Origin of the sequence: Williamsia sp. 1138 (genome assembly GCF_002095435.2) — a bacterium.
GTDB lineage: Bacteria > Actinomycetota > Actinomycetes > Mycobacteriales > Mycobacteriaceae > Williamsia.
Genome location: NZ_MJEJ02000026.1, coordinates 36,426 through 51,048, shown reverse-complemented (window position 1 = coordinate 51,048; position 14,623 = coordinate 36,426). Strand labels below are relative to the sequence as shown.

The following is a 14,623-nucleotide window of genomic DNA, read 5'->3' as shown; positions in this document are numbered from 1 at the left end:
ATGAGCAAGATACTTGCTGTGGCGAATCAGAAGGGTGGGGTCGCCAAGACCACCACGGTTGTCTCACTGGGTGCGGCGCTCGCCGACATGGGACTGTCGGTGTTGGTGGTCGATCTGGATCCGCAAGGCTGCCTTACCTTTTCGCTGGGGCATGATCCGGACAAATTGACCATATCGGTCCATGACGTCCTGCTGGGTGAGGGCGCCATCGCCGATGCCCTGCTCGACACCGAAGACAAGGTGTCGCTGCTGCCGGCGACCATCGACCTCGCGGGTGCCGAGGCGCTGCTGCTGATGCGGCCGGGTCGCGAGTACGCGCTCAAGCGTGCACTCAAGACCGTCGAGGGCGACTACGACGTGATCATCATCGACTGCCCGCCCTCGCTCGGGGTGCTCACGCTCAACGGGTTGACCGCCGCCGACGAGGTGATCGTGCCCTTGCAGTGCGAGACGCTGGCACACCGCGGGGTCGGGCAGCTGTTGCGGACCGTGACCGAGGTGCAGCAGATCACCAACCCCGATCTGCAACTGTTGGGAGCGCTACCGACGCTGTATGACGCGCGCACCACCCACAGCCGCGATGTGCTGGCCGACGTGTCCGATCGCTACGACCTACCGGTGCTCTCGCCGGCCATTCCGCGCACCGTGAAGTTCGCCGAGGCCTCGGCCTCGGGTGTCAGCGTGGTGGGAGGCCGTAAGAACAAGGGGTCTACGGCGTACCGCGAGCTGTCGGAGAACCTGTGGAAGCACTGGAACGGCGGCGCAGACCTGGTGACCATCGAAGCGGTCTGACGGCAACGCCGGGGCAGGCCGACAAAAGCACACGTTTGAGTCAAAATCACACGTTGCAACGTGTGATTTTGACTCAAACGTGTGTATTTGCAGCAGCTTTCGGCTACGGGCTGAGCACCGAGACAGTCGAACCCCACTGCTGCACCAGTTCATCGCCGATCACGCCGAGCGTGATCACCCCGCCGGTGTAGCCGTCCCGGGCAACCGGGATCGACCGGATCGGCTGGCCGTCGACGAGTTTGTGTTCGCTGATCCCGGTGGCACTGGGCAGCAGTAGTGAACCTGCCATGACCACTCCCGGTCCCAGCGTCTCGGGGACCTGGAAGCGGGCTTGCAGGGTCTCGGCGTCGAGCACGACGGTTGCCTTGCCCGTCCAGAACGTGACGATGCCGTCGCCGGTGATCGGTTTGCTCTCGGCGCCGACGGGTCCGCCCAGCAGGGAGGTCCGGTTCTGCAGTGTGCCGTCGAACGCATAGGTCTCGAGCATGGGCTCGGGGGAGGACACGTACACCGCGACACTGTTGCTCCCTACCGCGACGACGCGAGGTGGCGAACCGAGCTCTGCGGTGATCAGGGTCGAGCCGAATTCTTCGAGTTTCTCGTTGCTGTCGAGGGTGGATCCGAGGACGGTGAGGCGGTAACCCGGTTCGATCCCGCAGTGCTCGACGATGGCGACCTTGGGGCTGCTGACGGCGCTGGAGACGAGTTCACAACCCGAGCGCGGTTGCGATCCGGGATTGACCGGAGCATCGACCCGGCCGTATTCGATGGTCCGCACCAGGTCGCTGCGCCAGATCTCGAGTCGCGTATCACCTTGCGCCAGAAAGTAATCCCGGTCGAAGCTGAAGTCGAGAGAGTTGTCGGCGTCGCTGCTGCGGGTGGTCGCGCGCTTGCCCGTCGAGCCGAACAGCGCAGTGACCTCGCTGCAACCGCGCGAGTTGCGGTACACCGCGATCGCGTAATCGCGACCGGACGCGCTCCAGCCGGACACCCCGCACAGCGGGAGGTCTCGACGGTACGACCAGAGCTGACGGCCGGACTCCGCGTCGTGGCCCACGACGGTGTCGCCATCGCCGGTGACGACGACACCCCCGACGATGACCGGCCCGGCTGTGGCGTCACTGGGGGTCCGCCAGGCCTCGGAGTACGAGGCAGGCACCGCGGTCGCCGACGCGGGCGGCGCCGCAGCGACCGGGGACGGGTCGGACTCGGTGTTCTCCACCGAACTGGAGGCCCAGATGGCCACGCCGGCGACGATGACGACCGCCGCGATGACGGCAACGATCAACAGGTCGACCGGCGTGCGCCGCTCAGGCTTGAGCACGTCAGTTACTCCGAGGCGTTACCCACGGTGTCGCCGGAGGCCGATGACTTGTCGGCAGATCCACCGTTCCGGCGGCGACGACGACGCCGGGGGCGGTCTCCACCCTCGGAGGTCGTTGCAGGCGATCCGGTGTCCGGAGCGGTAGAAGCCGCTGCGGTGTCCGCGACGGCTGCCGTGGTCGACGCGGCGTCACCGGTGGCGGGCGCATCGCTGCTTCCGGAGCGGGTGCGCCGACGCTGCCGTGATGCCGATGATGTCGACCTGCGTTGGCCGGCGAGTTCGCGCTTCTCTCCGCCGCCCGAACGCCCGCCGCCCGAGCGCGAATCGCGGTCCTTGCGGTCGTCGCGCACCACGGCCGGGCCCTGACCGATCCGACCGGTGGCAGACTCCGAGATGCCCATCTCTTCACGCAGATGCGGTGAGCTGGAATAGGTTTCGACCGGCTCGTCCTTGGCGAGGTCGAGCGCCTTGCTGATCATCTCCCAGCGGTGCAGCTCGTCCCAGTCGACCAGGGTGACCGCGATGCCGGTGCGGCCGGCGCGACCCGTGCGACCGATGCGGTGGACGTAGGTCTTCTCGTCGTCGGGGCACTGATAGTTGATGACGTGCGTGACGTCGTCGATGTCGATGCCACGTGCAGCGACGTCGGTGGCGACGAGCACGTTGATGCGGCCCTCACGGAAAGCGGTGAGTGCCTTCTCTCGAGCGACCTGCCCGAGGTCACCGTGTACGGCGCCGACTGCGAATCCGCGTTCGGCGAGATCGTCGGCGACCTTCTGTGCGGTGCGCTTGGTGCGAGTGAAAATCATTGTCGCGCCGCGACCTTCGGCCTGCAGGATGCGTGCGACCAGCTCGGCCTTGTCCAGTGCGTGGGCCCGGTAGACGTACTGGGTGGTGCGCTCGTGGATCGCCGAATCGTTGGCGTGCTCGGCCCGGATGTGGGTCGGCTTCGTCAGGAAGGTGCGCGCCAGCGTCACGATCGGCCCGGGCATCGTCGCCGAGAAGAGCATGGTCTGACGGGCGTCGGGGAGCGAACTCATGAGGCGCTCGATGTCGGGCAGGAAGCCCAGGTCCAGCATTTCGTCGGCCTCGTCGAGAACCAGAACCTGGACCTTGCCCAGGATCAGGTGGCCCTGACGGGCGAGGTCGAGGAGGCGGCCGGGGGTGCCGACGACGACGTCGATACCGATCTTGAGCTCGCTGATCTGATGTTCGAAGGGCCTGCCTCCGAAGATCGACAGCAGCCGGATGGGCCGGTTCTGGCCGTCTGCGGTGTCGACGTGGAGGCCCTTGGCCGCGATCTCGAGGTCATCGGTCACCTGGATGCAGAGTTCGCGGGTGGGCACGATGATCAGTGCGCGCGGGGTGCCGTCCAGTTTCCAGATGCCGCGCTCGCCGGGTTCGGCCGTCGCCTGCGACACCCGCTGCAACAGCGGTACGCCGAAACCGAGGGTCTTGCCCATGCCGGTGCGGGCCTGACCGATCAGGTCGTCGCCTGCCATCGCCAGCGGCAGGGTCAGTTCCTGGATGGCGAAGGTGTTGGTGATGCCGTCGGCGGTGAGGGCGTCGACGATCTCCTGCCGGACGCCGAGCTCGGCGAACGTGGGGGAGACGTGGTCTTCCGCCACGATGACGTGCTCTTCTTCGACGATGTCATCCAAGGCGGTGTTTTTGGCTTCTTGTTCGATGTTCAGTTGATTGCCTTTCGCAATGTGCTCCCGCGCGCACTGCAAAGATCAACCGTCAGATCAGCTCACTGGCCGCGGTGCAAAGGCGGACTCGGGCAACCTGCATCTGGTCAAATCGGGCCCAACAGATATCGGACCGCCATCGGTGCGCGCACAAATTCCTGCGAGCCGGCTCATGCGCACGGCTCACCCCTGGCAGTGTACGTGGCCCACGTCCAGGTGGTGACATCGCATCGTGTAGCACCCCCGGATGCCGCACCCGGGTCGTCGTCCGCATGCCCGGTTCCGACGTGCTGACTACACTCGCTCTCATGTCGTCTGGTTCACAAACGCAGCCGCCGGTGTCCGATGTCGCCGCCGGTTCGTCAGCCTCTCATCCCGGTATCACCGAACTGTTCGGGGTACTGGCCTGCGGCGAACTGGCCGCGTTCTACCGCCTGGCGTCGGAGGCGACGATGGCGCCCGACATGCGTGGCCGGGTCGAGATGGCGAGTATGGCCGCCGCAGAGATGAGTCACTTCGAGATCCTGCAGGAAGCCCTGGGCGCTCGCGGGGTCGACGTCTACGAGTCGATTGCCGCGTACACACCGGTGCTCGAGAAGTACCACTCGTCGACGGTGCCGAGTAATTGGCATGAGTCGCTGGTGAAGGCGTACGTCGGCGACGGTCTGGCCGCCGACTTCTACATGGAGATCGCGGGCACTCTGCCGAAAGACGCCGAGGCCGTGGTGCGCACCGTGATGGCCGAGACCGGACACTCGGAGTTCGCCGTGGCAGCCATCCGCGAAGCAGTCGCGGCCGACCCCGCGCTCTCTTCGCCCCTGACGTTGTGGGGCCGGCGGCTGCTCGGTGAGGCGATCACGCAGACCCAGTACGTGCTGGCCGGCCAAGAGGCGCTCACCGAGCTGTTGTTCTCCGTCGAGGCCGACCTCAACCAGATCGTGGACTTCTTCGGTTCGATCCAGGATCGGCATGCACAGCGCATGGCGGATATGGGGTTGGGCTGACTGTCCGCCGCAAGGCCGGTGGGGCTAGATTCAGGCCAGCAGGATTGCAAGAGCAGAGTTAGACCCGAGAGTTCGAACGTATATCTGTGGAGGATTTTGTGGCCGTTGATGTGAAGATCGGGATCACCGACAGCTCTCGCGAAGTGGTTGTACACACCGAGAAGAGCAGCGACGAAGCGCACGCCGCGGTCGAGGCCGCACTGGCAGGCAACGAGCAGTTGCTGCGTCTGGAAGACGACAAGGGTTCTCGCTACCTGATCCCCGTCACCAAGATCGCGTACGTCGAGGTCGGTGTCTCCGACGCCCGGAAAGTTGGCTTCGGCGCGATCTGAGATCGCGTCAGTTGATTCTCAGGAGAAGCCGTTCGACTGTTGCATGGGCACTCGGGACAATCCGCCCCAGAGCATCGTGACCGTGATGTCGACGGCTTCTTCTTTGGTCACCGGACGCTTGGCATCGAGCCAATGCCTGGCGTTGACCTGACTGAGGCCCACGAGTCCTGCCGCGAGCATCCGCGAGCGGTGGGGGTCGAGACCCGAGTCGTGCATGACTAGTCCGTACACCGCGTCCACACATGCTTCGGTCGCTCCTTCGACCCTGCGGATCGCCGCGGGGTCGAGTGCGTCCGACCGGAAGATCAGCCGATATCCCTGGCTGTCCTCGTCGATGAAATCGAAGAAGGCCTGCACCGCCGCGCGAACGCGATGACGGTTGTCGGTGGAGCTGAGCAGCGCACCGGTGACGCGGTTGACCATCGATTCCGCATGGGAGTCCAGGACGGCGAGGTACAGATCCAGTTTGCTGGGAAAGTGCTGGTAGAGGACAGGTTTGCTGACCCCTGCGTGTACGGCGATCTCGTCCATCCCCGCAGAGTGATAGCCCCGTTCGACGAAGATCTCGCTGGCCGCGTCGAGGAGCTGTAACCGCCGGGCGCTGCGTGGCATGCGCACGCTGCGTCGGGGCCCACCTGTCGTGGGTGCGTTCACACCTGTGCCCGCGGCGGCCGATTTGTCCATGGCCCGAGCGTATATCTGCTCCCGATATCCGCCACCGGTGGTTGCGCCTGCCGGGCAACGGCCGGTCCTTGTGAGAAGGTTTACGGGTGACTGGTGCTGGAGGTTCGGGGCCCACGGGCACGCGGCGCGCACCTCGTGATGCGCGGGCTGACGCAGGCCCGCAGCAGGGTGATCCGCCGCGTCGTCGGCGCGCCCGCGCCGATACCGCTGCAGGTGGCCGCGACCACGCCGAACAAGCTCGTCGCAGCGCCGAGCGAGCCCAGCGCGCCGCTCGCCGCGAGGCCGAGGCGGACGCCCGGCTCGCGAACCAGCGGACCGACGTCCACCAGCCGACGTCGGGTCGGCCCGCCCCGGACCAGCCTCTGCGCGCTCGCTGGGATCCGACGGAAGACCCCGGACGCCAGCGCGCCGACCGCGACAAGGACCGCAAGAAGCAGAGCGCGGTCGGACGGTTCGTGAGCACCTACGGGTGGCGGGCGTACGCGATTCCGGTGCTGGTGGTCCTGACCGTGGTGATGATCGTGGTCACCGTGCAGTCCCATCAGAACGGCAACTCCAGTGGGGCGGCGGAGTCCGATCCCGATGCGGTCCGCAACACCGACGTCAACAACGTGACCACTGCGATCGGCGCGCCGCCGGCGCAGATACAGGCCGAGCAGCTGCCGGCCGGTGCCCTGCCGAACGGCGGGCCCTTCACCGCGAAGGGTGCCGAGGGCTATCACGTCGTCCCCGGGTCGACCCCGCGGATCGGAACCGGTGGCCAGGAGTTCACGTACACGATCGAGGTCGAGAACGGAGTGGCGTCGGGCGACTTCGGCGGCGACCCGACCTACGCGAAATTCGTCGACACCACCCTCGCGAACCCGAAGAGCTGGATCGGAGACGGGAAGTTCTCGTTCCGCCGTATCGACAGCGGTGAACCGGACTTCCGTGTCACCCTGACCTCTCCGGACACCACCCGGGAACTGTGCGGTTACGAGATCCAGCTCGAGTCGTCCTGCTACTACCCACCCGAGTCGCGGGTGACCCTGAACGAGGCCCGTTGGGTCCGCGGCGCGTCGTCCTACCAGGGCGACGACCTCGGTTATCGGCAGTACCTGATCAACCACGAGGTGGGTCACGCGATCGGATTCGTCAATCACGAGCCGTGCAAGGTGAACGGGGCCCTGGCGCCGATCATGATGCAGCAGACCTTCGGAACGGCCAATGGCGAGATCATGGCGCTCGATCCGGACATGAAGGCCAACCGCAGCTATGTCTGCACACCGAATCCGTGGCCGTTCCCAGATCGGTGATCCCGGGGCGCCCGATGGTGACGCGGTGCTTCGCGCCGGTTGGAATCTTCGCAGGCACATACTCGTTGCAGGTAGCAGATGGGACGACCGGATCGACGGTCGTCCGCTGATCACGCTGAGGAGACCGCCCGTGTCGACATTGCCCCCGCTGGTCGAGCCCGCCGGAGAGCTCACCCGCGATGAGGTGGCCCGCTACAGCAGGCACCTGATCATCCCCGACCTCGGTGTGGACGGCCAGAAGCGTCTCAAGAATGCGAAGGTCCTCGTCATCGGCGCGGGTGGACTCGGGTCACCGGCGCTGCTCTATCTCGCCGCCGCAGGCGTCGGCACCATCGGCATCGTGGAGTTCGACGAGGTCGACGAATCGAATTTGCAGCGTCAGGTGATCCACGGTCAGTCCGACGTGGGCCGGCCGAAGGCCGACTCCGCCCGCGACTCCATTCTGGAGATCAACCCCCTGGTCACGGTCCACACCCACAAGTTCCGCCTCGACAACGACAACGCCGTCGGGCTCTTCGAGCAGTACGACCTCATCGTCGACGGCACGGACAACTTCGCCACCCGATACCTGGTGAACGACGCGGCCGTGCTCGCCGGCAAGCCGTACGTCTGGGGCTCGATCTACCGGTTCGAGGGGCAGGCGTCGGTGTTCTGGGAGGACGCCCCGGACGGCCTCGGATTGAACTACCGCGACCTCTACCCCGAAGCGCCGCCGCCCGGGATGGTGCCGTCGTGCGCCGAGGGGGGCGTACTCGGAATCCTGTGCGCGTCGATAGGTTCGATCATGGGTACCGAGGCGATCAAGCTGATCACGGGGATCGGCGAGACCCTGCTCGGGCGCCTGATGGTGTACGACGCCCTCGACATGCGCTACCGGACGATCAATCTCCGCAAGGATCCGCAGGCGCCCAAGATCACCGAACTGATCGACTACGACGCGTTCTGCGGTGTCGTCTCGGACGAAGGTGTGTCGGCGGCCGCCGACTCGACGCTGACCGCTGTCGAACTCAAGGAACGCCTCGACGCCGGGGAGCGGATCGCACTCATCGACGTGCGGGAGCCGGTGGAGTGGGAGATCGTCAAGATCGACGGCGCGACCCTCATCCCGAAGGGCGATATCGAGTCCGGGGAGGGGCTGGCGAAACTGCCGCATGACCGCCCGGCCGTGCTCTATTGCAAGACGGGCATCAGGTCGGCTGAGGCGCTGGCCGCGGTGAAGAAGGCAGGTTTCTCCGACGCCACCCATCTGCAAGGTGGCATCACCGCCTGGGCCAAGCAGGTCGATACGACCCTTCCCGTCTACTGACCGCACTCTCGCCGAGGGCGCAACGATTCGCGGTGGGGACACCCGCAGCGCCTGCGGGGCTCCGGCGCCTCGCGCCGGTAACCTCGACAACGTGACCTCTGACTTGACCTCCGTCGAGCCGCCGGAGCATGTGCTGCAGACGTTCGGACTGACACAGGATCCCGTGGTGGCTCTCGGCGACGGTTGGGAAGGCGGCTGGCGGATCGGCGAGACCGTGTTGTCGTTGGTCCCTGATCACGCGCGTGCGGCCTGGTCGGCAAAGGTTCGCGAGGCCCTTTACGTCGACGGGGTCCGAATCGCTCGGCCGGTGCGATCCTCCGACGGGCGTTACGTGGTGTCGGGGTGGCGTGCTGACACCTACATCGCCGGCACCCCCGAACCTCGCTACGACGAGGTGGTGTCGCTGGCGGACCGGTTGCACGAGGTCACCGCTTCGCTGGAACGTCCCCGATTCCTGATGCAGCCGCCGGCGCCGCCCTACACCGACGTCGACGTGTTCACCGCCTCCGACCGCGCGGCCTGGGACGACGTCCCGATGAGATCGGCCCGAGCCGCCGGGATGGGCGATCCGACCTCGCCGGACGGCGTCACCAGCCTGGAGATCCTGCACAACCTGGCCACCCTTCGGAAAAAGGTCGAGTCACCGTCGCAGTTGGTGCACGGTGATCTGTTCGGCACCGTGCTGTTCGCGGGTGCCGCGGCGCCGGGGATCACCGACATCACGCCGTACTGGCGACCCGCATCGTGGGCCGCGGCGGTCGTCGTCGTCGACGCGCTCGCATGGGGTGGAGCGGACGACGCCCTCATCGAACGGTGGGGCGATCTGCCGGAGTGGCCACAGATGATGTTGCGTGCCGTGATGTTCAGGCTGGCCGTGCATGCGTTACATCCGAGGTCCACCGCAGGCGCTCTGCCGGGCCTCAAGCGGGTCTCCGACATGGTTCGGTTCCTGGTCTAACACCCTTCTGATCTGCAGTGATGCCGGTGGTCACCGGCGGCTGTACGACATTTTCGGGCTCTCATCTCACCTCTGCCGCCAGGGAGGTGTGAGAACACTGTGATTGTTCGGTCACTGATTGCAAAATTGCGGCAACACCGGTTTCCTACCGTTCTCCTCAAGTCAACCCGGCCCCGGCGCCGGACCTACGAGGAGGACTCCTGTGACCGTTTCGGGCACAAAACGAAAGCACTACATCACTGATTGGGACCCAGAAGATGTCGAGGCGTGGGACAACGGCAACGCCGCGATCGCCAAGCGCAACCTCGTCTGGTCCATCATCTGCGAGCACGTCGGCTTCTCGATCTGGTCCATGTTCTCCGCGCTGGCACTGCTCATGGGTCCCGAATACGGCATCAGCCTCGACCAGAAGTTCGTGATCGGCGCGACCGCGACCTTCGTCGGTTCATGCTTGCGGATCCCGTACACCCAGGCCACCGCGATCTTCGGTGGACGTAACTGGGCCATCTTCTCCGCGGTCGTCCTGATGATCCCCACCGGGCTGACCCTGATGCTGATGATGAACCCCGGTGAGTTCGGGTTCGGCTGGTTCCTCTTCGTCGCCGCGCTGACCGGTTTCGGTGGTGGCAACTTCGCCTCGTCGATGACCAACATCAACGCCTTCTACCCGCAGCGCCTCAAGGGCTGGGCGCTCGGTCTCAACGCAGGTGGCGGCAACATCGGCGTCCCCGCGATCCAGTTGGTCGGTCTCTTCGTGATCTGGATCGCCTCCGACCAACCCGAGATCCTCTGCGCCATCTACCTGGTGTTGCTCGCGATCGCCGGTGTCGGCGCGGCCATCTACATGGACAACCTGGACCACCAGACCTCCAGCGGCCGGGCGATGCTCGACACGCTGAAGTACAAGGACACCTGGTTGATCTCGCTGCTGTATGTCGGCACCTTCGGTTCGTTCATCGGCTTCGGGTTCGCGTTCAGCCAGGTGCTGAACATCTCGTTCACCGCCAACGGCGCCACCAAACCAGCCCTCGCCGCAGCCCAGATCGCCTGGATCGGACCACTTCTGGGCTCGATCTCCCGTCCGTACGGCGGCAAGCTCGCCGACAAGATCGGTGGCGGCAAGATCACCATGTACTGCTTCGCGGCGATGATCGCGGCGTCGTCGATCCTGGTGGTGGCCAGCGCGATGTCCGACGCCAACGACAAGAAGATCACCGGCGGCACCCTGACGGCGTTCGTGATCGGATTCGTGTTGCTGTTCATCATCTCCGGTATCGCGAACGGCTCGGTGTACAAGATCATCCCGGCCATCTGGGAGCACAAGGCGAAGGTCAATCCGGGGCTCAACTCGATCGGGAAGGCAAACTGGTCACGCTCGATGTCCGGTGCGCTCATCGGTATCGCCGGTGCGTTCGGTGGCCTCGGCGGGGTGGCCATCAACCTGGTGCTGCGGGACAGCTACAAGTCCAATCAGTCTGCGACGCAGGCTTTCGCGATCTTCATGGCCTTTTATGTGGTCGCCGCGCTGGTGACCTGGTGGTTCTACGTGCGGCGCTCCATCGAAACACCCGGGAACAGTGCAGCGCCTTCCGACGCCCCGACCGCCGATCCTGCCAACCCGGCGCCTGTCATCCCGTGACCGCGGAGGCGTTGTCGGCCCCCGCCGTGGCGGCCCCGGTGGGGACGAAGACCCATTGCCCGTACTGCGGTCTGCAGTGCGCGATGAGCATCAGTGGCAAAGGCGCCGCTGACGCCGAGGTGACCCCGCGGCAGTTCCCGACCAACAAGGGCGGGTTGTGCCAGAAGGGTTGGACCGCAGCCGATGTACTGCGCAACCCCAACCGGCTGACCACGCCCCTGGTACGGCGCGACGGCGTCTTGACCCCGACGACCTGGGACGACGCACTCGATGTGGTCGCGTCGGGGTTTGCCAGAGCACGTCGGGAGCACGGCGCCGACGCCGTCGGAATCTTCGGCGGTGGCGGGCTGACCAACGAAAAGGCCTACCAGCTGGGCAAGTTCGCTCGTGTGGCACTGGGCACGTCGAACATCGACTACAACGGCCGGTTCTGTATGAGTTCGGCGGCCGCCGCCGGGATCAAGTCGTTCGGACTCGATCGAGGCCTGCCGTTCCCGCTCGCCGACATCGGGTCCGCGCGGGCCATCGTGATCCTCGGAGGCAACGTCGCGGAGACGATGCCACCCATGGTCAGTCACCTGATGACCGCCGCACGGGCCGGCGGGCTGGTGGTGGCGGATCCGCGGCGGACCGCCACCGTCGAACGTGCGGTCGCCGACGGCGGGGTGCACCTGCAGTTGGCCCCGGGCACCGACCTGCCGCTCGCACTGGGAATGGCGCACATTGCGGTGACCGAGGGTTACGCCGACCTCGACTACATCGCCGACCGCACATCCGGATTCGACGACTTCTGGCGTATTGCCGGCCAATGGTGGCCCGAGCGGGCCGAGCGGGTCACCGGGGTGCCGGTCGCCGCGATGCGCCGCACAGTGGCACTGCTCGCGGCGGCCCGGGACAACGGAACGGGTGCCTACGTGCTCACGGCTCGTGGCGCAGAACAGCATTCGACGGGAACCGACACCGTCAGCGCGGTCATCGGCCTGTCGTTGCTGCTCGGGCTGTGTGGCCGTAAGGGCAGTGGCTACGGCTGCATCACCGGCCAGGGCAATGGGCAGGGTGGCCGCGAGCACGGGCAGAAGGCCGACCAGCTCCCGGGTTACCGCAAGATCGCCGATCCGGCCGCGCGGGCGCATGTCGCGAAGGTGTGGGGGATCGACCCCGACGATCTGCCCGGACCCGGGCAGAGCGCGTACGAATTGCTCGAATCGCTCGGCCAACCGGGCGGCCCCAAGATGCTGATGGTGCACGGCGCCAACCTCGCCGTGTCCGCACCGCGCGCAGGGCACGTCGTCGATCGGCTGTCGTCGCTGGACATGTTGGTGGTCAACGACTTCCTGCTCTCGGAGACCGCCGCCATGGCCGACGTCGTGCTACCCGTGCTGCAATGGGCCGAGGAAGAGGGCACCATGACCTCCCTCGAGGGTCGCGTGCTGCGCAGGCGGCAGGCGGTGCCGGTCGCCGATGGGGCCCGCAGCGAGCTCGAGGTGCTCGCGGAACTGGCCATCCGGCTCGGGCAGCCCGCAGAGCGTTTCCCGACCGATCCCCGTGAGGTCTTCGACGAGCTCCGCAGGGCCTCGGCGGGCGGACCGGCCGATTACACCGGTGTCACCTACGACCGGCTCGACAACGACGAGGCGATCCACTGGCCGTGCCCCGAGGTCGGGCACCCCGGAACACCACGGATGTTCCTGCAGCGCTTCGCAACCGACGACGGCCGGGCGAAGTTCATCGCCGTCGACCATCACGGTCCCACCGAGCCGGTCGACGCCGAGTACCCGCTGGTGTGCACCACGGGCCGGGTCCTCACGCATTACCAGTCGGGTGCGCAGACCAGGCACGTCAAAGCCCTCGCGGACGCGGCGGGACCAATGTTCGTCGAGGTGAACACCGATACCGCGGAGCGGCTCGGGATCGCCGATGGCGCACAGGTCTTGATGACCTCGCGACGCGGATCGGCAACAGCAGCGGCCCGCTGCGTCGACTCGCTGAGACCCGACACCGTCTTCCTCCCGTTCCACTACGCCGGGGACCAGCGCGCCAACCTGCTGACCAACCCGGCACTCGACCCCACCAGCAGGATGCCTGAGTTCAAGGCCTGCGCAGTACGACTGGAGGTCTTATGAGCAAGCGCGTCGTGATCATCGGGAACGGGATGGCCGGGGCCCGTCTGCAAGAAGAACTGCACCGGCTCGACCCGACCGGCGCCCAGGTGACCAGTGTCGTCATCGGTGACGAGCCGAACGCGGCGTACAACCGCATCCTGATGTCGAATGTGGTCGCCGGCCGCATCCGCGCTGCCGACACCATGATTCGCGCGGCCGGCTGGTATTCCGAGCGCAACCTGCAGACCCACACCGGGGTGCGGGTCACCTCGATCGACCGAGACGCGCAGAGCGTCCAGTGTGACGACGGCACCGTGCATCAGTACGACAACCTCGTCTTCGCCACCGGCAGCCGGGCGTTCATCCCACCGATCGCCGGCGCGACCACAGTTACCGGCACCCCGATCCCCGGGGTCATCGCCTTCCGCAACCTCGCCGACTGCGAGGCCATCGTCTCGGCGCTGCACGAGAACACCCGTGTCGTCGTCGTGGGCGGCGGCCTGCTCGGTCTCGAGGCCGCTCGCGGTGCACTGCTGCGCGGCGCCCAGGTGACGGTGGTTCATCCGCGTGCGTATCCGATGGAGAAGCAGATGGATGCCGCCGGTGGCGCGGTGCTCTCTCGGGTGCTGCGTGAGATCGGGATGGATGTGGTGCTCGGAACGCGCGTGACCGCGGTGCGCGACGCCCCCGGCACCGGCCGCGAAGTGGTCCTCGCCGACGGGTCGACGCTGGGGGCGGATCTGGTGATCGTCACCGCCGGCATCGCACCCAACATCGAACTCGCTGCAGAGGCAGGCATCGCCACCGAACGCGGCATCCTCGTCGACGATCATCTGCGGACGAGCGATCGAGCCGTCTTCGCGATCGGTGAATGCGCCCAGCATCGCGATATCGTCTACGGCCTGGTGCAACCCGGGTGGGAGATGGCCGAGACGGTGGCCCGGAACCTGCTCGCCTCCGAACCAACAGGATATGAAGGCACGCAGCAGATCCTGCGACTCAAAGCCCACGATATCGATCTGGCCTCGATGGGCGAGGTCGACACCGACCCGGGCGATCTCGAGGCCGAGGTGCTGACCCTGTCCGATCCGCATCGTGGCCGTTACGCCAAAGTGGTGGTGCGCAAGGAGCGGCTGGTCGGCGCGGTGCTGCTCGGGAACCCGGAAGTGGTGGGCACCATCACCCAGCTGTTCGATTCGGGTGCGCCGGTGCCCACAGATCGAATGCGATTGCTGCTCGGTCATCTGACCGGTGGCGCAACCGAATCGGCGAGCCCGGCGCAGATGCCCGGCGAGGCCATCATCTGCCGCTGTAACACGGTGTCCAAGAAGAACCTCACCGACGCGTGGCGCAAAGGGGCGCGTAATCCACTCGCGATGGCAGAGGCAACACGTGCCACGACCGGTTGTGGCAGTTGTGAATCGGTGGTCGAAGGACTGTGCGAATGGCTCGCGACCGCAGATGCCTGACAGTGAGCGCAGGTTCGGGCCGCGAGC

12 protein-coding genes are annotated in these 14,623 nt (G+C 66.3%); 9 read left to right on the top strand and 3 right to left on the bottom strand.

Annotation, left to right across the window (positions count from 1 at the left end):
- Entirely contained in the window at positions 1-792 is a 792-nt protein-coding gene (locus BH683_RS03765) for an AAA family ATPase (protein WP_084834929.1), read from the top strand.
- A 103-nt stretch (positions 793-895) separates the two neighbouring features.
- Here BH683_RS03765 and BH683_RS03760 read toward each other — a convergent pair whose 3' ends face one another.
- Together BH683_RS03760 and BH683_RS03755 are read right to left on the bottom strand one after the other, a co-directional pair.
- Positions 896-2,116, bottom strand: a complete 1,221-nt coding sequence (locus BH683_RS03760; RefSeq protein WP_084834928.1) for a hypothetical protein — start codon at positions 2,114-2,116, stop codon at positions 896-898.
- Positions 2,117-2,121: 5 nt separating this feature from the next.
- Positions 2,122-3,777 carry a DEAD/DEAH box helicase gene (locus tag BH683_RS03755; RefSeq protein ID WP_246833174.1) on the bottom strand — a complete coding sequence of 552 codons (1,656 nt, stop codon included), beginning with the start codon at positions 3,775-3,777 and terminating at the stop codon, positions 2,122-2,124.
- A gap of 338 nt (positions 3,778-4,115) precedes the next feature.
- Here BH683_RS03755 and BH683_RS03750 point away from each other — a divergent pair, with 338 nt between their 5' ends.
- Both BH683_RS03750 and BH683_RS03745 read left to right on the top strand, forming a co-directional pair.
- A complete protein-coding gene (locus BH683_RS03750) occupies positions 4,116-4,811 on the top strand; it encodes a ferritin-like fold-containing protein (protein WP_084834954.1) in 696 nt (231 codons plus the stop codon).
- Between the two features lie 98 nt (positions 4,812-4,909).
- Complete coding sequence (locus BH683_RS03745) at positions 4,910-5,143, top strand: DUF3107 domain-containing protein (RefSeq protein ID WP_084834953.1); 234 nt, start codon at positions 4,910-4,912, stop codon at positions 5,141-5,143.
- Positions 5,144-5,161: 18 nt separating this feature from the next.
- On the opposite strand, the gene BH683_RS03740 is transcribed toward BH683_RS03745, so the two are convergent.
- Positions 5,162-5,827: a TetR/AcrR family transcriptional regulator gene (locus BH683_RS03740; protein WP_084834927.1), complete on the bottom strand. Its 666-nt coding sequence runs from the start codon at positions 5,825-5,827 to the stop codon at positions 5,162-5,164.
- 86 nt (positions 5,828-5,913) lie between these two features.
- Between BH683_RS03740 and BH683_RS03735 the strand changes: the two genes are divergently transcribed.
- The 6 genes from BH683_RS03735 (at position 5,914) to BH683_RS03710 (ending at position 14,596) form a co-directional block, all read left to right on the top strand.
- Positions 5,914-7,122 (top strand): DUF3152 domain-containing protein, encoded by a 1,209-nt coding sequence (locus BH683_RS03735; RefSeq protein ID WP_084834926.1) that lies wholly within the window; start codon positions 5,914-5,916, stop codon positions 7,120-7,122.
- A 130-nt stretch (positions 7,123-7,252) separates the two neighbouring features.
- Positions 7,253-8,428 (top strand): adenylyltransferase/sulfurtransferase MoeZ, encoded by a 1,176-nt coding sequence (moeZ, locus tag BH683_RS03730; protein WP_094647231.1) that lies wholly within the window; start codon positions 7,253-7,255, stop codon positions 8,426-8,428.
- A 103-nt stretch (positions 8,429-8,531) separates the two neighbouring features.
- Positions 8,532-9,386, top strand: coding sequence for a TIGR02569 family protein (locus BH683_RS03725; RefSeq protein ID WP_084834951.1), 855 nt, complete (start codon positions 8,532-8,534; stop codon positions 9,384-9,386).
- 202 nt (positions 9,387-9,588) lie between these two features.
- A complete protein-coding gene (locus BH683_RS03720; protein WP_084834925.1) occupies positions 9,589-11,025 on the top strand; it encodes a nitrate/nitrite transporter in 1,437 nt (478 codons plus the stop codon).
- A complete protein-coding gene (locus tag BH683_RS03715; protein WP_281492280.1) occupies positions 11,022-13,148 on the top strand; it encodes a molybdopterin-dependent oxidoreductase in 2,127 nt (708 codons plus the stop codon). The genes BH683_RS03720 and BH683_RS03715 overlap by 4 nt, the downstream gene beginning before the upstream one ends.
- Positions 13,145-14,596 (top strand): FAD-dependent oxidoreductase, encoded by a 1,452-nt coding sequence (locus BH683_RS03710; protein WP_084834924.1) that lies wholly within the window; start codon positions 13,145-13,147, stop codon positions 14,594-14,596. The genes BH683_RS03715 and BH683_RS03710 overlap by 4 nt, the downstream gene beginning before the upstream one ends.
- Positions 14,597-14,623 lie beyond the last annotated feature (27 nt).